The following is a 24,083-nucleotide window of genomic DNA, read 5'->3' on the forward strand; positions in this document are numbered from 1 at the left end:
CAGGACGGCCAACTTCGTTACGCCGTGCACCACAAAACAATCACATTCAAGGAGCATCATGGGCGTATTCGCCAAGACCGGTTCCCGGTCGCTGAAGACCACCCTCGGTGGCGCGGCCATCCTGGGAATCAGCGCGCTCGTTCTCGTCGGCTGCTCGAGCGGCTCGACCAGCAGCGGCGGCAGCGACTCCGGTGACCTGTCCCTCAAGATCGGCACGATTCTTCCGCAGACCGGTACGCTCGCCGTGCTCGGCCCGCCCGAGATCGCGGGCGTCGACCTTGCTGCGAAAGACATCAACGATGCCAAAGCCGGCATCTCGATCGACGTCACGCAGAAGGACTCGGGCGACACCACGACCGACATCGCGACGCAGTCAGCCACGTCGCTGATCGCTGACGGCGTCTCCGCCGTCATCGGTGCAGCCTCCTCGGGCGTCTCGAAGACGTTCATCGATCAGGTCACCCAGGCCGGCGTCGTTCAGATCTCGCCCGCCAACACCTCGCCCGACTTCACGTCGTACGAAGACGACGGGTACTACTGGCGCACCGCCCCGTCCGACGTTCTCCAGGGTCGCATCCTCGGAAACAAGATCGTCAAGGACGGCAAGACGAACGTCTCCATCCTCTACATGAACGACGCCTACGGCACCGGTCTTGAGAAGAACGTCAAGGAGGCCCTCGAGGCCGGCGGAGCGAAGGTCGGAGCAGAAGAGACCTTCGAGCCCGCTTCCACCGACTTCAACTCGGCGCTCACGAGCGTTCTCGCCACCGACCCCGACGCGCTGGTCGTCATCTCGTTCGACGAGATCAAGACCATCGCCGAGCAGCTCGCAGCCAAGGGCTTCGACTTCTCGAAGCTCTACGGAGCTGACGGAAACTACGGCGTGATCACCGACAAGGACACCAACGTCGACATCGCCGGCGCCCAGTTCACCAACCCCGGTGTCGAGGCCAAGGCCGAGTTCCAGGAGAAGCTGCAGGCGCTCGTAAAGGATCAGGGCAGCGACCCGCTGACGGTCTTCAGCTACGCGGCCGAGTCCTACGACGCGACCACGCTGCTGGCGCTGGCCTCCCTCCAGGGCAAGGCCACCGACGGTGCGACCATCAAGGACAACCTGCAGTCGGTCTCCGAGGGTGGAACCAAGTGCGAGTCGTTCGCTGACTGTGCCAAGCTCATCGCCGATGGCACGGACATCGACTACGACGGCATCTCGGGCCCGATCACCTTCGACAAGAACGGTGACCCGACCGAGGCCTACGTGTCGATCTACAAGTACTCGACCGGCAACAAGACGTCGTTCGAAGAGCAGGTGTTCGGCAAGCTCGACTAATTCCTCGTAAGCGAGGTGGGAGGGGCTCGGTCTTCGGACCGGGCCCCTTCTTCTTTGCCTCAGCGAGGTCGAAGGTCAGCTCCAGTGACAGAAGTCATGAGCGATGTAGTCGTAGATCTGGCCGCGCAGGGCGTCGCTCACGCCGACGTAGAAGGTGCCCGTGCCTCCTTGACTCGTCGAGACCTGAACCGGAAAGAACGTTCCGCGCTTGTCTTCGGCGACCGTGTGCGTGTTGCAGTTGTTCGGCACGATGTCGAGAGTGATCAGGGCGGGATCGCTCTGAGCAGAGAACGTGCTGCCCACGGGCCAGGAGTCGGTCGCGGGCGGCCGGATCAGCACGGTGCGCCCGAGCGACTGCACCGTGACCGTTCCTGACGAGTCCGACGTCGCGCGTGGCGTGATCGCGACGTCGAGTTGGGCTGTCGGGGTGCCAGCGACATCCACCACGCGCAGCGTTTCAGACGGCACGATGTCGACGATCGAGAGGGTGGTCTCCTCGAGGCAGTCTTGCGCGTGCACGCGCGCGATGGCGCCGAAGGCGTCGCCGGGCGTCACGACGGCCTCTCCGGACTGCCCATCCGGCATCCGGAACTGGAGCCTCACACGAGTGTCTTCAGCTGTTCCTGGGGCGCACACGGTGTCTTCGAGCGTCACCTTCAGGTCGCGCGTCACGCCCGTCGGTATTTCCGAGCTGCGCTCCGTCGACGTGTCCGCCGCGAAGACGGCGCTCTCCAGGGTCGCGCGGGTGACCGTGATCTCGTCCTCGCCGTCGTTGGTGACGGAGATCTCGAGGCGCCGGGGGCCGTAGTCGTCGCGATTCTGATGGATGCCGACGGTCACACCATCGGGGAGCGCCTCGAGCGGCGGTGCTGCCTGGCACGCGGAGAGGCCCAGCACCCCGGCCGCCACGACGCCCGAGAGGGCGATGCGTGGGCCTCGGGTACTGGGCCTCTTCATGGTGCGGGTCGTCAGCCACCCACCGTCGGCGTCGAGGTGGTGACCTCGTTCGTCGTGGCGAGAGTGCCGAGGTAGAGCTCGATGACCTTGGGGTCATTCATCAGTTCGCGGCCAGGGCCCTCGTACGCGTCCTTGCCCTGATCGAGCACGTAGCCGCGATCACAGATCTGCAGCGCGCGACGGGCATTCTGCTCGACGATCATGATCGAGACGCCAGCACGGTTGATGCGCTGCACGTTCACGAAGGTCTCGTCCTGACGCATGGGGGAGAGGCCTGCACTCGGCTCGTCGAGGAGCAGCATGCTCGGATCCATCATCAGAGCCCTCGACATTGCGACCATCTGCCGTTCGCCTCCCGAGAGAGAGCCGGCGCGCTGCTTGAGCCGCTTGGACAGCTCGGGAAACAGGTCTTCGACGAAGGCGAGCCGCGTCTTGAAGAGCTTCGGCTTCTGGTACATGCCCATCTCGAGGTTCTCTTCGATGGTGAGCGAGGGAAAGACGTTGTTGTTCTGCGGCACGAAGCCCACGCCCTTGGAGACCAGCTTGTCGGCCTTCAGCCCGGTGATGTCCTCTCCGTTCAGCTCGACGGAGCCGCTGCGGATGTTGACGAGGCCGAAGATGGCTTTGAGCAACGTGGACTTGCCGGCGCCGTTGGGGCCGATGATTCCCACGAGCTCGCCACGCTTCACGTAGACGTTGGAGCCGTTGAGGATGTTTACCCCCGGGACGTATCCGGCGAAGAGCTCCTTGGTGACGAGGACGCGATCGGTCTCGGTGCTCACTTCTTTTCCTCTCCGTCGACCGGGGTCGGCGCGGCATCGGTGCTGGGCGAGGGCTCATGGTTCGGCACGGCGATGCCGGCGGCCTCCGCATCCTGCTCCACCTCCGAGCGGATCAGGTCTGATTCCATCTCCTCCGCCACCTCGAGCTGCCCCTCGATCGTGCCGAGGTCGCTCGCGTGGTGGGCGCCGAGGTAGGCATCGATAACGGCGGGGTCGGACATGACCGTAGAGGGCGGACCCTCGGCGACGACCTTGCCCTCCGCCATCACGACCACCCAGTCGGCGATCGTGTTGACCATGTGCATGTCGTGCTCGACGAAGAGCACGGTCATGCCCTCGTCTTTCAGGTTGACGATGTGGCCCAGCAGTGACTGGGTGAGCGCCGGGTTGACTCCGGCCATCGGCTCATCGAGCATCACCAGCTCGGGGCTCGACATCAGGGCACGAGCCATCTCGAGCAGCTTCTTCTGTCCACCGGACAGGCTCGACGCGTAGTCGTCTTTCTTGGTGTCGAGTTTGAACTTCGCCAGCAGCTGCATCGCGCGTTCGGTGATCTCGTCTTCTTTGGCCTTCCACAGCGGCTTGAAGAGAGAGACGAAGATGTTCTCGCCGCCCTGCTTCGTGGCGCCCAGACGCATGTTCTCGAGAACGGTCATGCCGCTCAGCGCCTTCGTGAGCTGGAATGTGCGCACCATGCCCATGCGGGAGACCTTGAATGCGGGAACACCGGCGAGGCTCTTGCCCTTGAACGTCCAGTTGCCCGTGTTCGGTTTGTCGAAGCCGGTGAGCAGGTTGAAGAACGTGGTCTTGCCGGCGCCGTTCGGGCCGATGAGAGCGGTGATCGAACCACGCGGGATCTCGAGGTGGGCGACGTCGACGGCGGTGAGGCCGCCGAAGCGACGGCTCACTGCGTGGGCGACGACGATGGGGTCTTTCTTCTTGACGCCCGGAACGATCACATCGTCTGTGATGTCGGATACGAGAGTTTTTTCAGGCAAAGTGCAGATCCTTCTTCTTGCCGAAGATTCCTTGCGGACGGAATATCACGAGGAGCATCAGGGCGACACCGACGATGATGAATCGGATCGGGCCCGTCTGTGTCGTCGTGAGCGGGAGGACTCCGGCTTCGATGCCGAGGCTGAGGAGCCCGTCTGTGAGCGACAGTGTGACCCAGAAGAGGATCGATCCCACGACCGGGCCGAAGACGGTCGCGGCTCCACCGAGCAGCATGATCGTATAGAGGAAGAACGTCAGCTGGGTGCCGTAATTATCGGGCTGTAGAGACCGCGGCAGGATGAAGACGACTCCGGCGAGACCACCGAGCACACCACCGAGAATCAGCGCCTGGATCTTGTACGAGAAGACGTTCTTGCCGAGCGAGCGCACGGCGTCCTCGTCTTCGCGGATTCCCATGATGACCCGGCCCCAGGGGCTGCGCATCAGGAGGAAGACGAGGAGACAGGCCAGCGCTACGAGGCCCCAGCCCACGATGCGAACCCACCACTGGTCTTGGTTGTAGACCAGGGGAGTGCCCATGAGGCCCCAGCGGCCATCGGGAAGAGGGTTCACGTCGTTGAACGCGCGTGCTGCGCCGTTGATGCCTTCCGAACCACCCGTGACCTCGGAGAACTCCGGTGTCTTCACGGATAGCCGGATGATCTCCGCCGCCGCGATGGTCACGATGCTCAAATAGTCGGCCCTGAGCCTCAGCGTGGGTATACCGAGAATGAGAGCGAAGACGGTGGCCGCCACGATGGCCGCGAGGAAGGATCCCCAGAGGGGCCAGTCGTAGACGACCGACGTGATCGCGAAGGCGTAGCCGCCGACGGCCATGAAGCCCGCCTGCCCGAAGTTGAGGAGACCGGTGAAGCCGAAGTGGATCACGAGGCCGATCGTGGCCAGGGCGTAGGCCGCCACGGTGGGGTCGAATATCTGCCCGATTGTGAGCCAGATGAAATTGCCGTTCATAAGGACCTTCCCTAGCCGACGCGCTCTTTACGGCCCAGGATGCCCTGGGGCCGAACGAGCAGAATGATGATCATGAGCACGAGCGGGGCGACGAACTTGAGGTTCTCCGGAATCCACAGCGTCGACAGGTTCATGATGAGGCCGATGATCACGGCTCCGACGAGAGCGCCATAGGCCGAACCGAGGCCACCGAGAGTGATCGCCGCGAAGATCAGCAGCAGGATCGACGCCCCCGTGTCCCAGCGGAGCGACTGGTAGTAGCCCACGTAGACGCCTGCCAGCGCAGCAAGCGCACCCGAGCCGACCCACACGACGCGGATGACCCGCTCGACGTTGATGCCCGAGGCCGAAGCCAGGGCACGGTTGTCGGACACGGCGCGCATGGCCTTGCCGATCTTGGTCTTCGTGAGCACCAGTGCGACGCCCAGGATGACGACGATCGCGATGACCGCGCCCGCCACGTCGGTGAACTTCAGGCTGACCGAACCGATCACGAGGAAGGGCTTCGTGCTGTTCGGAAGGGTCAGCCGGTCGGGTCCGAAGAGGAGCACGAACACGTAGCGCAGCGCGAGCGAGAGTCCGATGGTGACGATCATCATCGGGATCAGACCGAGACCGCGCTTGCGCAGGGGTCTCCAGATGCCCGCATCCTGCGCCCAGCCGAAGAGGCCGCCGAGAACCATCGCCGCGGGGATCGCGATCACGGCCGGCAGCCCGATGATTCCCGAGAACAGGTAGGCCATCAGCGCACCGAAGGTCACCAACTCGCCGTGGGCGAAGTTGTTGAGCCCGGTCGTTCCATAGATAAGGGATGCGCCGATGGCCGCGAGTGCGATGAGCAGACCGAAGATCAGGCCGGTGACGAGCTGCGGCCAGAATCGAAGCCAGAACGTATCGACGGTGACCGGAGCGGTCGTGGTACCCGTTCCTGCATCGTCGGTCGCACCCGGGGCCGGAGTGGAGGTCGACTCGTCGGAGGGTGCAGCGACGGCCCCCTTCGCGTTGTCGGGCGACAGGAAGAAGATGGAGGGCACCTCGGTGTTGCCGGCGAACACCTCGACCTCTGCCGGGTTGGTCGAGGGGCGTGGGTAGCCCGTCTCGACCGGGAGGGCGTCTTCGTCGATGGTCACGGTGTAGGTGCCGGGTTCGCTCACGGGGATGACGGCCTTGCCGTCTGCGCCGGTGACCCCCGTCGCGGTGCCGCCATCGCCGTCGACGGTGATCGACACGTTGGCCACCCCGACCTTGTCTGCGTCGGTGCGAACCCAGACGAGGATCGATTGCTCGGTTGCGGTGGATGTGGAAGCGGTCGTCTCAGCAGCTGATGCGCCGAGGGCGGATCCTCCGAGGACGACGGATAGACAGAGAACGACCGACGCGATGAGCATCGCGATCAATCGAGCCGACTGCCCGGGTCTTATGCCAGCGAGCAAGGGTGCACCTCCTGTGGGAAGCCTCGGATGTAACCGGGCTCCGTTATCTATGGTCGAGCGACGTTGCTAGAACATAGCGCCCGTTTGTTGCCTCCATGTTTCGACGGAGAAGAAACCTCGGGGCGCGCAGGTACTTTCTTACACCGGAATATCGCGGTCGCCTAACCGTTACTCTTGACAAGAGATATTTTCTACGAGGCGAGGTGTCATTTGGACCAGGCGGATCCCTTTGGTTTTATCGGATTGACGTATGACGACGTGATGCTCCTGCCGGGCCACACCGATGTCATTCCTTCCGAGGCAGACACCTCATCGAGGCTGACCCGTCGCATCGAAGTCTCCACCCCTCTACTCAGCGCGGCGATGGACACGGTCACCGAGTCGCGCATGGCCGTCGCCATGGCCCGACAGGGCGGCCTCGGCATCCTGCATCGCAACCTGTCGATCGCCGATCAGGCGAGTCAGGTCGACCTCGTCAAGCGCAGCGAGTCCGGCATGGTGACCGACCCGGTCACCACCACCGCCGACGCGACCGTCGCCGAGGTCGACGCGCTCTGCGGTCACTTCCGCGTCTCCGGTCTGCCTGTCGTCGACCAGGCGGGCGTCCTCGTCGGGATCATCACGAATCGCGATATGCGCTTCGTGTCTCCATTCGAGAAGGCCACCACGCTCGTGCGCGACGTGATGACGAAGGCTCCTCTCATCACCGGACGTCAGGGCATCGACCCCGACGACGCCATCGCCATCTTCGCTCAGCACAAGATCGAGAAGCTGCCGATCGTCGATGAGCAGGGCCGCCTCACGGGCCTCATCACGGTCAAGGACTTCGACAAGAGCGAGAAGTACCCGAACGCGACAAAAGATCCGGCCGGCCGCCTGCGCGTCGGCGCTGCCATCGGATTCTTCGGCGATGCGTGGCAGCGAGCCACGAGCCTGCTCGAAGCGGGAGTCGACGTGATCGTGGTCGACACCGCCAACGGCGACAGCGCCGGAGTGCTCGACATCATCCGTCGCCTCAAGCGCGACAGCGCCTTCGAGGCCGTCGACATCATCGGCGGCAATGTCGCGACCCGCTCTGGTGCCCAGGCGCTGGTGGATGCCGGTGCCGACGCGATCAAGGTCGGCGTCGGTCCCGGATCGATCTGCACCACGCGCGTCGTCGCCGGTGTGGGCGTGCCCCAGGTGACGGCCGTCTACGAAGCGTCGCTCGCGGCCAAGCCGCACGGCATCCCGGTGATCGCCGATGGAGGCCTGCAGTACTCGGGCGACATCGCGAAGGCCCTGGTCGCCGGTGCCGACACGGTGATGCTCGGATCGCTTCTCGCCGGCTGCGACGAGAGCCCCGGCGATCTCGTGTTCGTCAACGGCAAGCAGTACAAGAACTATCGGGGCATGGGCTCGCTCGGAGCGCTGCAGACCCGCGGCGAGAAGACGTCGTACTCCAAAGACCGCTACTTCCAGTCGGATGTGCCCAGCGACGACAAGCTCATCGCCGAGGGCATCGAGGGCCAGGTGCCCTACCGCGGCCCCCTGGCAAGCGTGGCTTACCAGCTCGCCGGAGGCCTGCGTCAGTCGATGTTCTATACGGGTGCTCGCACGATCGCCGAACTCAAAGAGAAGGGCCGCTTCGTTCGCATCACCGCGGCCGGTCTCAAGGAGTCGCACCCCCACGACGTGCAGATGGTCGTCGAGGCGCCGAACTACCGCAGGTAGCCTCTCGCTCGACCGGTAGGGTTGTCGGGTGAGTATGGAAATCGAAATCGGCCGCAACAAGCGGGGCCGTCGTGTCTACGCATTCGACGACATCGCGGTAGTGCCCTCGCGGCGCACCCGTGACCCGCAGGACGTGTCGATCAACTGGACGATCGACGCCTATCACTTCGATATGCCCGTGCTGGCGGCACCCATGGATTCCGTGGTCTCGCCTGCCACGGCCATCCGCATGGGCCAGCTCGGTGGACTCGGAGTGCTCGACCTCGAGGGCGTGTGGACGCGCTACGAGAACCCCGAGCCGATCCTCGAGGAGATCCGCTCCCTCGACGCAGCCTCGGCCACGGCTCGCATGCGCGAGATCTATGCCGAGCCCATCAAGCCCGAACTCGTCACCGCCCGCCTCGCCGAGATCCGGGCCGCCGGGGTCACTGTTGCAGCAGCCCTGTCGCCTCAGCGCACTCAGGAGCTCTACGAGACGGTCGTCGCCGCGGGCGTCGACCTCTTCGTGATCCGCGGAACGACCGTCTCCGCCGAGCACGTGTCGAAGAGCACCGAACCGCTGAACCTCAAGAAGTTCATCTACGAGCTCGACGTTCCTGTCATCGTCGGCGGAGCGGCCACCTACACCGCCGCGCTGCACCTGATGCGCACCGGCGCAGCGGGCGTGCTCGTCGGATTCGGCGGAGGAGCCGCGTCGACCACCCGGGCGACCCTCGGCATCCACGCACCCATGGCCACGGCTGTCGCCGACGTCGCGGGCGCTCGTCGCGACTACATGGACGAGTCGGGAGGCCGCTACGTGCACGTCATTGCAGACGGCGGTCTCGGAACCTCGGGCGACATCGTGAAGGCCATCTCGGTCGGCGCGGACGCCGTGATGCTGGGTACCGCTCTGGCTCGCGCGACAGACGCGCCGGGTGGCGGATACCACTGGGGCAGCGAGGCTCACCACACCCAGCTTCCGCGGGGAAACCGGGTCCACGTCGGGCAGGTCGCACCGCTGGAGGAGATCCTCAACGGGCCGTCGCCTGTGGCAGACGGAACGGCCAACCTCATGGGGGCGCTCCGCCGCTCGATGGCAACCACGGGGTACTCCGACCTCAAGGAGTTCCAGCGCATCGACGTCGTGGTCGCGCCGTATCTCGCCCACTAGTCACCCGCCGCGGGTAAACTGGCGCCACCGATTCTCTATGACGAGGAGGCCTGAAGATGGCTGAAACGAACACCGTGTCCCGATCAGCGAAACTCGGGCCAGAAGAGCGCGAAGCGGCCATCGAGGCGCTGAAGACCAAAGAACTCGACATCCTCGTCGTGGGCGGCGGCATCGTCGGGGCGGGTGCGGCCCTCGACGCCGCGACGCGCGGCCTGCGGGTCGGAATCGTCGAGGCTCGCGACTGGTCGAGCGGCACGAGCTCGCGTTCGTCGAAGCTCGTGCACGGAGGTGTGCGGTACCTCGAGCAGCTGAACTTCCGTCTCGTGCGCGAGGCTCTCATCGAGCGTGGCCTGCTCCTGCAGCGCATCGCACCGCACCTCGTGAAGCCCGTGCGCTTTCTCATTCCGCTGAAGCGCCGCTTCATCGATCGCTTCTACATCGGTGCCGGAATGGTGCTCTACGACCTCTTCTCCTACACGGGAGGGCGTCCGCCCGGAGTTCCACACCACCGTCACCTGACCCGCGGCCAGGTCCAACGAGCCATTCCGAGCATGGCGCACGACGCTCTCATCGGCGGCATCACGTACTACGACGCCCAGGTCGACGATGCCCGCTACGGCGCCAGCGTCGTTCGCACGGCCTCGTTCTATGGTGCGCACGCCGCGAGCCGAGTGCGTGTCGAAGGATTTATCAAGGTGGGCCAGCGGGTGGTCGGAGTTCATGCTCACGACCTGCAGACCGGCGAGAAGTTCGACATCCGCGCCAAGCAGGTCGTCAACGCGACAGGCGTGTGGACCGATGACACGCAGGCGATGGTCGGCGAGCGTGGTCAGTTCAAGGTGCGCGCATCGAAGGGCATCCACCTCGTCGTTCCTCGCGACCGCTTCCAGTCGTCGATGGGTCTGCTGCTGCGCACCGAGAAGAGCGTTCTCTTCGTCATTCCGTGGGGCCGCCATTGGCTGGTCGGCACGACCGACACCGACTGGCACCTCGACAAGGCCCACCCCGCCGCGACGGCCGCCGACATCGACTACGTCCTCGAACACGTCAACACGGTTCTCAACGTGCCCCTCACTCGCGACGACGTCGAGGGCGTCTACGCCGGCCTCCGGCCGCTCCTCGCCGGCGAAAGCGATCAGACATCGAAGCTGTCGCGTGAGCACCTCGTCGCGCACTCGGTTCCCGGCCTCGTCGTGATCGCCGGTGGCAAGTGGACGACCTACCGTGTGATGGCCAAAGACGCGATCGACGCCGCGGTCTCGGCGCTCGACGGCAAGATCGCCGGCAGCGTCACAGAAGACATCGCACTGCTCGGCGCCGAGGGCTACCAGGCGGCGTGGAACAAGCGCAGCAAGATCGCCCGCAAGTTCGGCGTGCACACCGTGCGCATCGAGCACCTGCTCAACCGCTTCGGAACGCTGACCGACGAGCTGCTCGATCTGATCTCGTCGAACCCGGAGCTCGCTGAGCCGCTGCCTGGCGCCGACGACTACCTCGCGGCGGAGGTCGTCTACGCGGCCAGCCACGAGGGCGCTCTTCATCTCGAAGACGTGCTGGCTCGTCGCACCCGCATCTCGATCGAGGCGTGGGACAGGGGTGTGTCTGCGGCGCCCGTCGCTGCCCGGCTCATGGCCGGGGTGCTCGGATGGGACGAGGCGCGTATCGAGCGGGAGGTCGCGAACTACCTCCGCCGGGTTGCGGCGGAGCGCGCGAGCCAGGAGCAGCCCGACGACGAGTCGGCCGATCGCATCCGACTCGAGGCACCCGACATCGCTGCAGAGGCGTAGCCCGCTCCGACAGACGTTCAGGCAACGGTCGGGCCATTCTGTGCGCGGGTAGAATGGAGTCTTCCGCCCGCACGATGCAGCTACCCCGAGGAGTTCAGTCATGGTCGATGTCCGACGGGTCAAGCTCCCCGGCGTCGGGGTACTGCACACCTTCATCACGGCAGACGGCGGCAAGGTCGGAGTCATCGCTCACCGTTCGGGTCACAGCGATCTGATCACCTTCTCCGACGAAGACAACACCTCAGACGCGGCCAAGGTGTCGCTTCGTCTCAGCGAAGACGAGGCGCGCACTCTCGCCGAGCTCCTGGGCGGCACGCAGATCACCGAATCGCTGACGGCGCTCGACCAGATTCCCGGACTCAGCATCGACTGGTTCACGGTCGACTACGAAGACCACATCGCCGGGCAGCCCTTGGGCAATACGGCGGAACGCGACATCGTCGGGCTCACCGTCGTCGCCGTCGTGCGCGGCGAGTCGGCGAATCCCGCACCTGCACCCGACTTCAAGGTCTTTCCGGGCGACACCCTCGTCGTCGCCGGTTCGCCCGAGAAGGTCGCCAAGGCGTTCAACTTCTTCCGCACGGGTGAGATGCGCTCCAAGAGCGGCGCCGCCGACGGCTCTCCCGGGCGCTAGGCGATGCACTTCGGGCCCGATCTCCTCATTCTGGGCGCCCTGTTCGTCATCGCCTACGTGCTCGGCCGGCTCGGTAAGAGCATCGGTCTGCCCGCGATTCCGATCTACATGGCCGTCGGACTCCTGGCGAGCCCGAACTTCCATCTCTTCCCCCTCGAGTTCGTCCACACCGAGTACATCGAACTCATGGCCGTGTTCGGCCTCGTGCTGCTGCTGTTCAACCTCGGCCTCGAGTTCGATCAAGACGAATTCTTCTCGAACGCGGGCAAGCTCATCATCTCGGGCGGCTCGTACATCGCGCTCAACATGGGCGCGGGCTTCGCGTTCGGGTTCATGCTCGGCTGGGGAACACGCGAGGCGCTCATCGTCGCGGGGATCACCGCCACGAGTTCGAGCGCGATCGTCACGAAGCTCCTGATCGAACTCAAGCGCCTGGCCAACCCGGAAACGCCGATGATCCTGGGCGTCACCGTCGTCGAAGACATCTTCATCGCCATCTACCTCGCGATCGTCTCGGTGGTCCTCTCGGGAGAGACCGAGATCTGGCCCGTCGTCGGCAAGCTCGGCATCGCCTTCCTGTTCCTCATCGTTATGTTCACGGTGGCTCGATGGGGCGGCCGGTACGTGTCGCGGTTGTTCCGTACGAAAGACGACGAGCTCTTCACGATCCTGTTCTTCGGGCTCGCGATCATGTTCGGCGGCATCGGCGAGATCCTCGGCGTCACGGATGCGATCGGCGCGTTCCTGATCGGCCTCGTGCTGGGCGCGACCCGGTACCGCAACCGCATCGAGCACATCGCCATACCGTTGCGCGACGTCTTCGGCGCGTTCTTCTTCCTCAACTTCGGTCTCGGCCTCGACCCCACCAAGTTCGCTCCGGTGATCGTGCCCGTTCTCGGCGCCGTGCTGATGACGGTGGTGCTGAACGCGGGTGCGGGCCAGTTCGTCGCGTGGCTGAACAAGCTCGGTCCCCGAGCTGGAATCAACGCCAGCGTCATTCTGCAGAACAGGGGAGAGTTCGCCCTCATTCTCGCGACCCTGTCGTTGTCTGCGGGCCTCGACGAACGCATCCAACCGTTTGCCGGCCTCTATGTGCTGATCATGGCGATCATGGGACCGATCCTCGCGGCCAACTCCGAGAAGATCTCGTCGTTCATTCTTCGGCCCAGGTCCGCCGCGGCGCGGGAGAAGAGCGCGCGGAAGAGTCGCGATCCGATGCTCGACGAGGAGATCGCGCTGGTTGCCGCCGTCACTGCAGGGCAAGACGTGTCGCTGCCGCGGGCCGACGACGATTCGGAGCCCACTCTCGATACGACGCCGCGTGCACAGGCGGCCCCGCAGGAACCCGCTTCCGGCGATGTCGACGCGCTCATCGAGCAAGCCATGCGGCAATCCGACGACCTCGGCTCCCGTGATCGCGCTCCGCGCGAGAGAGATAGCGAATATTGACCCTGTTCAGCGTCATGCGGCGACCGCGATGGATCGCCGCCCTCGTGCTCGCCCTCGCCATCGCGGCCATCTTCGCCGGCCTCGGTCAATGGCAACTCGAGCGTGCCGTCTCGAGCGGTCAGGTCGACGACCGGCCCACCGAGACCGTGAAGCCGCTCTCCGAGGTCGCCTCTCCGCAGCAGCCTGTTCTTGCCGTCGAGGCTGCGCAGAAGGTGCAGACGCAGGGGATCTTCGAACCTGCCGACTACGGGATCCTGGCCGACCGCATCAACGGAGGGCGGTCGGGATACTGGGTCATCGCGCATCTCGCGGTCGATGAACCGGGGGCGCCGGCTCTCGCCGTGGCTCTCGGGTGGGCACCCGATCGCGAGGCGGCCGTCGCCGTGCGCGACAGGCTGGCCGCCCAGCCCCGCACATCCGAACCCGTGTCTGTCGAGGGGCGCTACGTCGACCCCGACGCGCCCACCGTCGATGACGCCGAGAAGGCCAAGGGCGGCGACTACGACGTGACGACCATGAGCCCGGCCGCGCTGGTGAACATCTGGACGGCGCTCACCGATTCGACGGACGTCTACGGGGGCTACGTGGTCTCTGGCACAGCGCCCGAGGGGCTCGACCTCATCGCCGCGCCCGAGCCGGATCGCTCTGTCGAACTCAACTGGCTCAACATCTTCTACGCCGCGGAATGGGTGATCTTCGCGGGCTTCGCCGTCTTCCTCTGGTACCGCCTCGCCCGCGACGCCTGGGAGCGTGAGATCGAAGAGCTCGAGGAAGCGGAGAGCGACCTGGACGACCAGCGCCTCGTCGAGCACGGAATACACTAGAGCCATGGCCCTCGAACCCAAACCCCGCGATTTTCCGCGCATCCGAAGCGCGGTCAAGCTCTATCGGGTCTCGTCCATCATCACCGGTGTGATGCTGCTGCTTCTGTGCCTCGAGGTCGTGCTCAAGTACGTTCCCGTGTTCGGCGTCGAGCTGGAACTGGGCGGCCCCCAGGGCTTCCTCGCCCTTGTGCCCGAGGGTACGGTCACGGCCGTCAACCTGTCGACCGGAATCCTCATCGCGCACGGCTGGTTCTATGTTCTCTACCTGTTCGCCGACTTCCAACTCTGGAGCCGCATGCGGTGGCCTTTCTGGAAGTTCGTGCTGATCGCTCTCGGTGGCATCGTGCCGCTGCTCTCTTTCTTCCTCGAGGTCAGAATCGCCCGCGAAGTGAAGACCTACCTGGCCGGCCGCGAGGCCGAGCTGTCCGCATCCGCTCCCGTGGAGGTCACCCATTAGCACGCCCAGCCCCGACAGCCAGTCCCGGCCTGTCCTCGTCGTCGACTTCGGTGCGCAGTACGCACAGCTCATCGCCCGTCGGGTGCGCGAGGCCAGCGTCTACTCCGAAGTCGTTCCCTCGTCGATCACCGCCGAGGAGGTCGCCGCCAAATCTCCCGTGGGCATCGTGCTCTCGGGAGGACCGTCGAGCGTCTATGAGCCCGGCTCGCCCGAGCTCGACCCCGCGATCTTCGACCTCGGCGTGCCCGTTCTCGGCATCTGCTACGGATTCCAGGTCATGGCTCGCGCCCTCGGTGGTGAAGTGGCCAACACGGGACTTCGCGAGTACGGGTCGACCGACATGACGGTCACCGGTGAGGGCGGATCGCTCCTCGGCGGCCAGCCCGAGGCGCAGACGGTGTGGATGAGCCACGGCGATTCGGTCTCGAAGGCGCCCGAGGGCTTCGAGGTTCTCGCCAGCACGTCGTCGACTCCCGTGGCCGCGTTCGGCTCGAAGGAGCGGCGCATGTATGGGGTGCAGTGGCACCCGGAGGTGAAGCACTCGGAGTTCGGCCAGCGTGTGCTCGAGAACTTCCTGCACGACACCGCCGGCATTCCGGCCGACTGGACCAGCAACAACGTCATCACCGATCAGGTCGCTCTGATCAAGAAGCAGGTCGGTGACGGCAAGGTCATCTGTGCTCTATCAGGCGGCGTCGACTCGTCTGTCGCCGGCGCGATCGTGCACCAGGCTGTCGGTGACCAACTCACCTGCGTCTTCGTCGATCACGGTCTTCTTCGCCAGGGCGAACGCGAGCAGGTCGAGATCGACTACGTCGCCTCGACCGGCGTGCGTCTGATCACCATCGACGCTCGCGAGCAGTTCATGGACGCCCTCGCGGGTGTGACCGACCCCGAGCAGAAGCGCAAGATCATCGGCCGGGAGTTCATTCGCAGCTTCGAGGCTGCAGCAGAGGCGCTCGTGCTCGAGGCCGCCGCGACCGACGGCGAGCCCGTGAAATTCCTCGTTCAAGGGACTCTGTACCCCGATGTCGTGGAGTCCGGCGGCGGAACCGGCACCGCGAACATCAAGAGCCATCACAACGTCGGAGGCCTTCCCGAAGACCTGCAGTTCGAGCTCGTCGAGCCGCTTCGGGCCCTCTTCAAAGACGAGGTGCGCGCCATCGGTCGCGAGCTCGGGCTTCCCGAGGCCATCGTGGGACGCCAGCCGTTCCCCGGACCCGGCCTCGGCATCCGGATCGTCGGAGAAGTCACCTGGGAGCGACTCGAGCTGCTTCGTCAGGCCGACGCCATCGTGCGCGCCGAGTTGACCGCGGCCGGTCTCGATGACGAGATCTGGCAGTGCCCTGTCGTGCTTCTCGCCGACGTGCGCTCGGTCGGTGTACAGGGCGATGGCCGCACCTATGGCCACCCGATCGTGCTGCGCCCCGTCTCGAGCGAAGACGCGATGACCGCCGACTGGACTCGACTGCCCTACGATCTTCTGGCCCGCATCTCGAACCGCATCACGAATGAGGTCTCGGGTGTGAACCGCGTCGTGCTCGACGTGACCAGCAAGCCGCCGGGAACTATCGAGTGGGAGTAGTGCTCCGGGTCTGATGACCCGGGCCTGCTGCGTCCCGTGGAGTTCTCCACGGTCGACGCAGTGTCAGCCGTGCGAAGAGCCACTCGAGGGGTCCCTGCGCGAACCGCAGCCTCCATGCGGTGGCGAACACGAGCGTGCCGATTGCGAGGCTGAGAAAGAGAGTCCACGAGAACGCGTCGTCGGGCGCCTCGGGGTGGAGCACGTCGACCGCCGCGATGGCGAGGACCTGCGCCGTGTAGATGCTCAGCGGCATCGCTCCGGCGGCGATCAGAGGCGATAGGGCGGTGCGCCCGACGGCGGTTCTCAGACGCCCGACGATGGCGACGAGGAGCCCGATCACCGCGAGGGCGAGTGCTCCCGACGAGATCGCCTCCATCGTCGTGTCGGTGTGTGCCACGACGGGGTCGCCGAAGGCATCCGACAGCCCGTATCCGAGAGCGGCGGCGACGACGCCACCGACGATGATGGTGAGCTGAACCCGAGGACGGGTGACTCCGAACCGGGCGACGGCGAGGCCCGCGAGTACATAGGCCAACCAGACCGGCGCTGGATAGTAGGAGTCGAGCCAGGAGAGGGGCACGGCGAGAGGGTTGTCAGCGGATATCGGCATCGGGCCGTCCCACGATGTGGCGTCGACGAGCGCTTCGACCACAGCGGGACCGAGGAGCGCGCAGACGACGGCCAGGGCAGCCAGAACCCAGCGGTTCAGGAACAGCAGCGGCAGACAGATCAGAAAGAGAAAGCCGTACGAGTCGAGGATGATCGCGATATTTGTCTCGAGCAGCCAGAGACCGAGCCCGAGCGCGATCAGAAGAAGTGCCCGGATGGCGATCGACAGTCGGGCGCGCGTGCGTGACGCAGCCGCGACGCGGGCGACCGGATGCTGTCCTCCCGTCATCAGCCCGAGTGAGATCCCGGCAAGGGTGGCGAAGAGAATCGAGCTGCGGCCGTCATAGAACGAGTTGCCGTCGCCGGGAAGAGTGTGGGCGGCGAGCATGCCGAGGATGGCGAGCCCCCGTGCGGCGTCGAGACCCGGGATGCGGGTATCGCCGAGTCGAGAGACGACGACGGCGGGGCCGCCCCGAAGGACGACCCCGCCGTTGCTGTCTGTCGACACTGTCTAGAAGCTAGTTGCGGAAGATCGCGATGAGACGAAGCAACTCGACGTAGAGCCACACGAGCGTGACGGTCAAGCCGAAGGCCGCCGACCATCCGTACTTACGCGGCGCCCCGGACTTGACTCCACGCTGTACGAAGTCGAAGTCGAGAACCAGCGAGTAGGCGGCCATGATCACGGCGAGCACGCCGATGATGATGCCGAAGATACCGGAGCGCAGGCCGAACACGTTGTCGGCGGGGAATACGCCGGCGATCATGAGCACGAAGTTGAGCAGCGAGAAGACCGCGTAACCGACCATGGCGATCAAGAAGATCTTAGTAGCCCGCTTGGACGCGCGGATCTTGCCGTTGGCGAAGAGCGCCAGGGTGGTACCGAACACGGCGAGCGTGGCAAGCACGGCCTGCACGACGATGCCCTCGTACCTGGTCTCGAAGAACGCCGAGATTCCGCCGACGAAGAGACCTTCTGCCGCGGCGTAACCGATGATCAGCGCGGGAGAAGGCTCACGCTTGAACGAGTTGACGAGGCCGAGCACGAGGCCGACGATGGCCCCGACGACGAGCAGGCCGGGCACGATCCAGCCGACGACGGCGCCGGCCAGAAGCACGCCGAACAGCAGCGCTGTCTTGACGATCGCGTCGTCGTAGGTCATGCGCGAGGTGTCTGCCGGTGTGGCAGACGGGCGCTCGTAGAGGTCTTGCAGCTGTGTGCTCGACATCGTGGGCGCAGCGTCAGCGGCACCCTTTCCGTTGAAAACAGGGTTGCGTGTGAACGCGGGGTTCGCCGACGGCATGAGTTCCTCTTGTACGTAGGTGGACGGAGTTCAAATCTACCGGGTCGAGGTCGCCTGCTGCCCGTGAATGTGGGCATTTCGCAGGCTTTCCGCGCAGGGCGGAGCCGATTCGCACTACCGTGGTGGCGTGACTTCAGCCCGTCTGCCCCTCGTCATCGGACATCGGGGCGCTCCGGGGTACCGCCCCGAACACACTCTCCCGTCGTATGAATTGGCCATCGCGCTCGGTGCCGATGCCGTCGAACCCGACATCGTCGCATCCCGAGACGGAATCCTCGTGCTGCGGCACGAGAACGAGATCTCGGGAACCACCGACGTGGCGTCTCGCGCCGAGTTCGCCTCGCGCCGCACGACCAAGACGATCGACGAGGCGCGGCAGACCGGCTGGTTCACCGAGGACTTCACCTGGGCAGAGCTGTCGACGCTGCGCAGTCGTGAGCGTCTGCCTAAGATCCGGCAGTCGAGCGCATCGTACGATCTGCAGTCGCCGATCATGCGTCTGTCGGAACTGCTGCACGTTCTCGATCGCGCCAGAGAGGAGTCAGATCGCCCGATCGGGCTCGTGGCCGAGATCAAGCACGCCGCGTACTTCGACTCGATCGGCCTCCCGCTCGACGAGTTGGTGGCGGCCGAGTTGACGGCGGCCGGATGGAACTCTGACGACGGCCGTCTCACCGTCGAATCGTTCGAGAAGACGGTACTCGATCAGCTGAGGAGCAGAGGGCTTCGGTCGAAGAACGTCTTTCTGCTCGAGGCGGCCGGGTCACCGCCCGACCTCGTGGCCCGGTTCGGTGCGGACGCAGACAGCTACGCGTCGTTCCTCACCCGCGATGGCCTCCGGATGCTGCGGCGCGATATCGAGGGAATCAGCGTCGACAGGCGCATGATTCTTCCCCGCACAGATCCGGACTCGGGGGCCGTGTCGTCGGTCCTCGTCGACGATGCGCACGCCGCGGGTCTCGAGATCTACTCCTGGACTCTCCGGCCGGAGAACAGATTCCTCGACCGCGCCCTGCGTCGAGGCAGCGACCCCTCGGCATTCGGCGATTGGCAGAGAGACTTCGCGCTGATTCTCGCCACGGGCGTCGACGGGGTGTTCGCCGACCACGTGGATCTCGCGATCGCGGCCCGGAACGCAGCGTCGCCGTCGTTCGAGCCGCGGGGAACTGTCGGAGGATCGGCTTAAACTGGAGCCGACATGACAAGCCTCTTCGATCTCCCCTCGACCGACTCCGGCGCCACCGGCCTGAAGCCCGTCATCCTCGACGGGCACGGGCAGAGTGCCGCACAGAGCGACCTGCTCGACGGTCTCAATCCCGAGCAACGCGAGGCGGTCGAGTACCGCGGCCCCGCGCTGCTCATCGTCGCGGGCGCAGGGTCGGGCAAGACTCGTGTTCTCACGCATCGCGTGGCGAGTCTGATCGAGAGCCGTGAGGCGTGGCCGAGCCAGATTCTGGCGATCACCTTCACGAACAAGGCCGCCGCCGAGATGCGCGAGCGCGTCGAACAGCTGCTGGGCCAGGCGTCTCAGGGAATGTGGATCTCGACGTTCCACTCGGCGTGCGTGCGGATTCTTCGCAGGGAGGCCGAGAATTTCGGCTTCACCAAGAGCTTCACCATCTACGACTCCGCCGACAGTCGCGTTCTGATCAAGCGCATCATCAAGGAGCTGCAGGCCGACACCTTCGGGTTCACCGTCGGCTCCGTCTCGGCCAAGATCTCGAAGCTCAAGAACGAGCTCGCCGACGTCGAGAGCTACGCCCGCACCGCCAACTTCGCCGACCCCCAAGAGTCGCTCTTCGTCGAGATCTTCCGTCAGTACACACGCAGCCTGCAGGCGGCCAACGCGTTCGACTTCGACGACCTGATCAGCCAGACCGTCTTCCTGTTCCGCGCCTTCCCTCGGGTAGCAGAGCAGTATCGGCGCCGGTTCAGGCACATCCTGGTCGACGAGTATCAAGACACGAACCATGCGCAGTACTCGCTCATTCGCGAGCTCACCCTCTCGCCCGGATCTGTCGACCCCGGGCAGCCACCCGTCGAGGGTGCGTCGCTCACCGTGGTCGGAGACTCCGATCAGTCGATCTACGCGTTCCGCGGAGCCGACATCCGCAACATCGTCGAGTTCGAACGCGACTATCCGGGCGCCAAGGTCGTGCTCCTCGAACAGAACTACCGGTCGACCCAGAACATCCTCTCTGCGGCCAACGCGGTGATCTCGAACAACTTCGACCGCAAAGACAAGAAGTTGTGGACCGCGATCGGTGATGGCGACAGGATCCTCGGCTACACGGGCTATTCCGGCCACGACGAGGCGCAGTTCGTCGCCGACGAGATCGCGAAGCTGCACGACGCCGGCACGGCCTATAAAGACATCGCCGTCTTCTATCGAACGAACGCGCAGACGCGTGCGCTCGAAGAGATCTTCATCAGGTCGGCTCTTCCCTACCGCGTGCTCGGTGGAACGAAGTTCTACGAGCGCGCCGAGATCAAAGACGTGATGGCCTATCTGATCTCCGTCGCCAATCCCCAGGACGCGTTGGCGCTGAGGCGCATCCTGAACAGCCCCAAGCGCGGAATCGGTCCTGCGACCGAGACCCAGCTCGCGAGTTTCGCCGAGGCGAACGAGATCACGTACCGCGAGGCGATGCGCCGGGCGGCTTCGCTCGGCCTCGGACCGAAGGTCACGTCGGCGATTCTGCAGTTGGCCGGGCTGCTCGACGAGGCATCCGACCTCATCGATCCGCAGCGTGAACAGGGGCCAGCCCCCGTGTTCGACGTCCTCGCCCTTCTGCTCGAGAAGAGCGGGTATCTCACGGCACTCCGGGCGAAGCGCGATCCACAAGACGAGGCGCGGGCCGAGAACGTCGAAGAACTTCTCGCGGTCACGAAGGAGTTCGGCAAGAACAACCCCGACGGCGGGCTCATCGACTTTCTCACCGAGGTGTCGTTGGTCGCAGCGGTCGACGACCTCGACGACTCCAGTGGAACGGTGTCGTTGATGACGCTGCACACGGCCAAGGGTCTCGAGTTCGAGGCGGTGTTCCTCACCGGCATCGAAGAAGATCTGCTGCCACACCGCATGTCGGCGAACGAACCGGGCGGCCCGGCAGAGGAGCGTCGCCTGTTCTATGTCGGCATCACCCGTGCGCGCAAGCGGCTCTATCTCTCGCTGGCCATGACACGCGCCCAGTACGGCGAGACGGCTGTGGCGATGCCCAGCAGGTACCTCCAAGAGATCCCCGCCGAACTGATCGAGTGGGTGCAGTCTCCGGGTATGGCCACGTCGCGCGGCGGCACGCAACCTCGCGCCCTCAACGCGAATCGCTCGTCTCGCCAGGGCTGGGGGTCTACCGGCTCCTCGTCGACGAGCGACTTCCCCCCGCTGCCGCCACGCCCGAAAGCGGAATGGGCGAACACGATCACGAACAAGGTGCGAGACAACGGTGACCTCGAGCTGGCCCCCGGTGATCGCATCCGGCACAGCGATTTCGGCGAGGGCCGGGTCAACCAGGTCACGGGCGAGGGCACGAAACGGGTGGCGCACGTGCTGTTCGAGAGCGCCGGAGCCAAGAAGCTGCTGATCAAGATCGCGCCCATCGAGAAGATCTAGCGTCTGGCGTCGGCTCAGAGCCGAGCGGTCTTCCTCGTCGCAGACCTGAGTGCGCGGTCGCGGGGCAGCTGGCGAAGCGCGCGCGGCACCCGCGGATACACGACGCGCGTGATCGCCATGAGGCAGGTGAAGAGGCGCTGCCGCCCCGGCGACCAGGGCAGTCGGAACGCCGCCCGAACCGACTCGGGCAGAAGCCCTGCCGTGACCAGGCGGGCGACGGGCATCGCAGCTCTGAGCCAGAGCGGGCCCGCGACCGGGTGGAGCAAGGCATCGGCGACCCGCCTTGTCGTCTCGTCGGTATTCAGGGTCTCGAGCTCACGTGAGAAGTACGCGCGAAAGGCAGCCCTGTCTGCGGGCCACATCTCTCGGGGAACCTGGAGCGCGGTTCCGAGCACCGCGTAGTCCTGATAGATCTGTTCGGCCGACGCTTCATCGAGGACCCCGTAGACGCGTTCGTGCATGTCGATCGCCGAATCGTAGAGCGTGGCCGCAACCCACAGCTGCAGTCGCGGGTCGAAAGCGGAGTACGACGGGCCGGATGCGTCTGCCGCTCGGCGCACCGGTGCGTGCGCACGAGAGACAGAGCGGACGACAGCATCGACCTGCTCCGGGTCGCCGTAGACGACGGTGTAGACGTAGTCGAGAGTTCGCACGAGTCGATCGAGTGGACGTGCGGCGAAGTCGCTGTGTTCTGCGACCCCGTGCCCGACACCCGGATTCGCGATCTGCAGCAGGATGGCGCGGCCCCCAGCGCCGATGAGGGCGGACTCCGCGGCGATGTCGCGGATGCCCAGCGAGCCGAATCGCGCGGGTGGCGGCCTGCGAGCCATGGGGTTCCTTACCTCTCGGGCATCGGATGCGACGCGCGTTCGGAGAGGAACCCCGACGACTCAGTCTGTTGTCGGCTGCATGACACCCACGCTCAGCCGACGACGCCACAGTACTCCGACACCGATGAGGGTTCCCAGCGCAAGCGCCGCTCCGGATACCAGCAACAGGACGCCGGTGCCGGTGGTTCCGGTCTCCGCGAGTACGGGCGCTGCGGCCGGCGCCGCGGGCACCGCGGGGATCTCCGGGGTCGGCGGCGGAGCGACAAAGGTCACCTCGCTTGCCGTGCCGAAAGCGGACTGCCACGGCAGCATCCTGGTTCCGCCCTGATCGACCGGCGTCCGAGATGGGCTGATGCGTTCGACCCACACGAAGTAGCCGCTGCTCGGGAGAACGCAGTCGGGTGTTCTATAGGTGCCGGGGCCGGTCTCGATGCGCACCTCGACGGTGCAGACCACAGGGGCGCCGGCCGGCGGTTCGGCCGCGGGCTCGATCGGGTCACTGAACGGGCCGAGAAGCGAACTCTCGACCACGACGGGAATGGGCAGCATGCCGTTCTCGTCGACAGCAGGGACGGCGCCTGAGGCCGGGGGAGTCGCCGGGCGGTACACGCCCCAGCCAGGCAGCAGATCCTCGCGGCTCTCGTCGACCAGTGCAGAGACGACGAGCTCATCGCTGATCGCTTCACCGGCGGCGGCCGTCGCCGCGCTTGTCTTCGTGTTCACAATGGGCTGGAACTTCTTGGTCGACGGAACAGTGGAGGTGACCGTTGCGCTGCCAGAGGCTGAGCCCGGGCGGGCGACGAGCACCTGCTGAACGTCGTCACCGGCATTTCCCGCAATGAAACCGGAGCCGTAGGGGAGATCGGTGTAGCGCACCGCGGCGACGATCGACGCGGTCGGGTCGGTTCCCGTGGTCGTGATGGACACGGTCTCTCCGTTCGAGATCGTGCGTTCGGCCTTCCCGTCATCGAAAACAGCGCCGGAGAGACTCATCGTGCCCGAGTGGCTGCCGGGCGTCAGGACAGTAGGCCCGGTTGCCAGGAAGTCGACCGTCAAACCGCTGGTGACGGTCATGCGGCCGTCGCTGTCGGCCGCTGTCAGCGCGACAGAACCTGTGACAGACCGCGACGCACCCGACGGCGCGTCTGCTGTGGCAAGAAGCTGAGTGCTCCTATCGAGGACAGCCTGCCCGGAGGCCCCCGCACGCTGGGCGTAGTACTCGGGGCTGTGGCCGTCGAGCCCGGAGATTCGCCAGGTCGCGAGCTGCCCGGCCGCGGCCTCCGTGGGATCGGTCGACGGTGCGGCCGTGCGTGACAGATAGGCGAGGCGCGCGAGATCGTCTGGGGAGAATCGGCCCAGCGCGCTGGCATCGACGAACTGGTAGTCGTGCCCCGTGGGTGCCTTCTTGCCCACCTCGAGGCAGAAGACGAGCGAGCCGTCGTCGAGTCGGTACGAGCCGATCCAGGAGAAGCCGTTCTCGGCGAGATAGCCGATTCCGTGACCTGTGGAAATGGCCGCGGTCGCGGGAGGGGCGCCCGCGAGGAGGAGTCCGAGGGTCGTCGCGACCGTGGTGAGTGCGGTGAGTATGGCGGCGGACCGCCGGCGTGATCGTGTCATGCCGATTACCCTCGTTGCTCGGCTCGAAGCCGTGGGCC

20 protein-coding genes are annotated in these 24,083 nt (G+C 65.5%); 11 read left to right on the forward strand and 9 right to left on the reverse strand.

The window, feature by feature from the left end:
- The first annotated feature begins 58 nt into the window (after positions 1–58).
- Entirely contained in the window at positions 59–1,330 is a 1,272-nt protein-coding gene (locus tag CCK87_RS13115; protein ID WP_086461800.1) for an ABC transporter substrate-binding protein, read from the forward strand.
- Positions 1,331–1,405: 75 nt separating this feature from the next.
- On the opposite strand, the gene CCK87_RS13120 is transcribed toward CCK87_RS13115, so the two are convergent.
- The 5 genes from CCK87_RS13120 to CCK87_RS13140 are packed head-to-tail and all read right to left on the reverse strand — an operon-like array spanning position 1,406 to position 6,425.
- Positions 1,406–2,287 carry a hypothetical protein gene (locus tag CCK87_RS13120; protein WP_086461801.1) on the reverse strand — a complete coding sequence of 294 codons (882 nt, stop codon included), beginning with the start codon at positions 2,285–2,287 and terminating at the stop codon, positions 1,406–1,408.
- Positions 2,288–2,298: 11 nt separating this feature from the next.
- The gene (locus CCK87_RS13125) at positions 2,299–3,069 is read right to left on the reverse strand and encodes an ABC transporter ATP-binding protein (protein ID WP_085484938.1); all 771 of its coding nucleotides are present in this window, start codon (positions 3,067–3,069) and stop codon (positions 2,299–2,301) included.
- Complete coding sequence (locus CCK87_RS13130; protein ID WP_086461802.1) at positions 3,066–4,067, reverse strand: ABC transporter ATP-binding protein; 1,002 nt, start codon at positions 4,065–4,067, stop codon at positions 3,066–3,068. The genes CCK87_RS13125 and CCK87_RS13130 overlap by 4 nt, the downstream gene beginning before the upstream one ends.
- Entirely contained in the window at positions 4,060–5,037 is a 978-nt protein-coding gene (locus tag CCK87_RS13135) for a branched-chain amino acid ABC transporter permease (RefSeq protein ID WP_086461803.1), read from the reverse strand. Before CCK87_RS13135 ends, CCK87_RS13130 begins: the two co-directional genes overlap by 8 nt.
- A gap of 11 nt (positions 5,038–5,048) precedes the next feature.
- Complete coding sequence (locus CCK87_RS13140) at positions 5,049–6,425, reverse strand: branched-chain amino acid ABC transporter permease (RefSeq protein WP_086461804.1); 1,377 nt, start codon at positions 6,423–6,425, stop codon at positions 5,049–5,051.
- A 255-nt stretch (positions 6,426–6,680) separates the two neighbouring features.
- Here CCK87_RS13140 and guaB point away from each other — a divergent pair, with 255 nt between their 5' ends.
- The 8 genes from guaB to guaA all read left to right on the forward strand — a co-directional run bounded on the left by guaB (position 6,681) and on the right by guaA (position 16,072).
- Positions 6,681–8,183 carry an IMP dehydrogenase gene (gene guaB, locus CCK87_RS13145; RefSeq protein ID WP_085484946.1) on the forward strand — a complete coding sequence of 501 codons (1,503 nt, stop codon included), beginning with the start codon at positions 6,681–6,683 and terminating at the stop codon, positions 8,181–8,183.
- A gap of 34 nt (positions 8,184–8,217) precedes the next feature.
- Complete coding sequence (locus tag CCK87_RS13150; RefSeq protein WP_055777970.1) at positions 8,218–9,336, forward strand: GuaB3 family IMP dehydrogenase-related protein; 1,119 nt, start codon at positions 8,218–8,220, stop codon at positions 9,334–9,336.
- 56 nt (positions 9,337–9,392) lie between these two features.
- On the forward strand, positions 9,393–11,123 hold the full coding sequence (locus CCK87_RS13155; protein WP_170927280.1) for a glycerol-3-phosphate dehydrogenase/oxidase: 1,731 nt from the start codon (positions 9,393–9,395) through the stop codon (positions 11,121–11,123).
- A gap of 100 nt (positions 11,124–11,223) precedes the next feature.
- Positions 11,224–11,757: a TrkA C-terminal domain-containing protein gene (locus tag CCK87_RS13160; protein ID WP_085484950.1), complete on the forward strand. Its 534-nt coding sequence runs from the start codon at positions 11,224–11,226 to the stop codon at positions 11,755–11,757.
- 3 nt (positions 11,758–11,760) lie between these two features.
- Positions 11,761–13,206 carry a cation:proton antiporter gene (locus CCK87_RS13165; RefSeq protein WP_086461805.1) on the forward strand — a complete coding sequence of 482 codons (1,446 nt, stop codon included), beginning with the start codon at positions 11,761–11,763 and terminating at the stop codon, positions 13,204–13,206.
- Entirely contained in the window at positions 13,203–14,030 is an 828-nt protein-coding gene (locus tag CCK87_RS13170; RefSeq protein ID WP_249273886.1) for an SURF1 family cytochrome oxidase biogenesis protein, read from the forward strand. Before CCK87_RS13165 ends, CCK87_RS13170 begins: the two co-directional genes overlap by 4 nt.
- 4 nt (positions 14,031–14,034) lie before the next feature.
- On the forward strand, positions 14,035–14,487 hold the full coding sequence (locus tag CCK87_RS13175) for a DUF3817 domain-containing protein (RefSeq protein WP_086461806.1): 453 nt from the start codon (positions 14,035–14,037) through the stop codon (positions 14,485–14,487).
- Entirely contained in the window at positions 14,483–16,072 is a 1,590-nt protein-coding gene (gene guaA / locus CCK87_RS13180; protein WP_086461807.1) for a glutamine-hydrolyzing GMP synthase, read from the forward strand. The genes CCK87_RS13175 and guaA overlap by 5 nt, the downstream gene beginning before the upstream one ends.
- On the opposite strand, the gene CCK87_RS13185 is transcribed toward guaA, so the two are convergent.
- Together CCK87_RS13185 and CCK87_RS13190 are read right to left on the reverse strand one after the other, a co-directional pair.
- Positions 16,056–17,189 carry a DUF418 domain-containing protein gene (locus CCK87_RS13185; RefSeq protein ID WP_086461808.1) on the reverse strand — a complete coding sequence of 378 codons (1,134 nt, stop codon included), beginning with the start codon at positions 17,187–17,189 and terminating at the stop codon, positions 16,056–16,058. The two genes, guaA and CCK87_RS13185, sit on opposite strands and share 17 nt — an antisense overlap.
- A gap of 10 nt (positions 17,190–17,199) precedes the next feature.
- Positions 17,200–17,985 (reverse strand): Bax inhibitor-1/YccA family protein, encoded by a 786-nt coding sequence (locus CCK87_RS13190; protein WP_086461809.1) that lies wholly within the window; start codon positions 17,983–17,985, stop codon positions 17,200–17,202.
- Positions 17,986–18,112: 127 nt separating this feature from the next.
- Here CCK87_RS13190 and CCK87_RS13195 point away from each other — a divergent pair, with 127 nt between their 5' ends.
- Both CCK87_RS13195 and CCK87_RS13200 read left to right on the forward strand, forming a co-directional pair.
- Positions 18,113–19,171 (forward strand): glycerophosphodiester phosphodiesterase family protein, encoded by a 1,059-nt coding sequence (locus tag CCK87_RS13195; RefSeq protein WP_249273887.1) that lies wholly within the window; start codon positions 18,113–18,115, stop codon positions 19,169–19,171.
- 12 nt (positions 19,172–19,183) lie between these two features.
- The gene (locus CCK87_RS13200; RefSeq protein ID WP_086461811.1) at positions 19,184–21,598 is read left to right on the forward strand and encodes a UvrD-helicase domain-containing protein; all 2,415 of its coding nucleotides are present in this window, start codon (positions 19,184–19,186) and stop codon (positions 21,596–21,598) included.
- A 14-nt stretch (positions 21,599–21,612) separates the two neighbouring features.
- Here the strand turns inward: CCK87_RS13200 and CCK87_RS13205 are convergent, their stop codons facing one another.
- Positions 21,613–22,428 (reverse strand): oxygenase MpaB family protein, encoded by an 816-nt coding sequence (locus CCK87_RS13205; protein ID WP_086461812.1) that lies wholly within the window; start codon positions 22,426–22,428, stop codon positions 21,613–21,615.
- A 60-nt stretch (positions 22,429–22,488) separates the two neighbouring features.
- Positions 22,489–24,045: a hypothetical protein gene (locus CCK87_RS13210; RefSeq protein ID WP_086461813.1), complete on the reverse strand. Its 1,557-nt coding sequence runs from the start codon at positions 24,043–24,045 to the stop codon at positions 22,489–22,491.
- Between the last annotated feature and the right edge of the window lie 38 nt (positions 24,046–24,083).

It is taken from the genome of Agreia sp. VKM Ac-1783 (genome assembly GCF_900177765.1).
Classification (GTDB): Bacteria; Actinomycetota; Actinomycetes; order Actinomycetales; family Microbacteriaceae; genus Agreia.

What these genes read in the sequence shown, in the direction of transcription:
- CCK87_RS13115 (WP_086461800.1), top strand. Translation starts at nt 59, where the DNA reads ATGGGCGTATTCGCCAAGACCGGTTCCCGGTCGCTGAAGACCACCCTC.
- CCK87_RS13120 (WP_086461801.1), bottom strand. Translation starts at nt 2,287, where the DNA reads ATGAAGAGGCCCAGTACCCGAGGCCCACGCATCGCCCTCTCGGGCGTC.
- CCK87_RS13135 (WP_086461803.1), bottom strand. Translation starts at nt 5,037, where the DNA reads ATGAACGGCAATTTCATCTGGCTCACAATCGGGCAGATATTCGACCCC.
- CCK87_RS13140 (WP_086461804.1), bottom strand. Translation starts at nt 6,425, where the DNA reads ATGCTCATCGCGTCGGTCGTTCTCTGTCTATCCGTCGTCCTCGGAGGA.
- CCK87_RS13150 (WP_055777970.1), top strand. Translation starts at nt 8,218, where the DNA reads ATGGAAATCGAAATCGGCCGCAACAAGCGGGGCCGTCGTGTCTACGCA.
- CCK87_RS13155 (WP_170927280.1), top strand. Translation starts at nt 9,393, where the DNA reads ATGGCTGAAACGAACACCGTGTCCCGATCAGCGAAACTCGGGCCAGAA.
- CCK87_RS13160 (WP_085484950.1), top strand. Translation starts at nt 11,224, where the DNA reads ATGGTCGATGTCCGACGGGTCAAGCTCCCCGGCGTCGGGGTACTGCAC.
- CCK87_RS13165 (WP_086461805.1), top strand. Translation starts at nt 11,761, where the DNA reads ATGCACTTCGGGCCCGATCTCCTCATTCTGGGCGCCCTGTTCGTCATC.
- CCK87_RS13175 (WP_086461806.1), top strand. Translation starts at nt 14,035, where the DNA reads ATGGCCCTCGAACCCAAACCCCGCGATTTTCCGCGCATCCGAAGCGCG.
- CCK87_RS13190 (WP_086461809.1), bottom strand. Translation starts at nt 17,985, where the DNA reads ATGCCGTCGGCGAACCCCGCGTTCACACGCAACCCTGTTTTCAACGGA.
- CCK87_RS13200 (WP_086461811.1), top strand. Translation starts at nt 19,184, where the DNA reads ATGACAAGCCTCTTCGATCTCCCCTCGACCGACTCCGGCGCCACCGGC.
- CCK87_RS13205 (WP_086461812.1), bottom strand. Translation starts at nt 22,428, where the DNA reads ATGGCTCGCAGGCCGCCACCCGCGCGATTCGGCTCGCTGGGCATCCGC.
- CCK87_RS13210 (WP_086461813.1), bottom strand. Translation starts at nt 24,045, where the DNA reads ATGACACGATCACGCCGGCGGTCCGCCGCCATACTCACCGCACTCACC.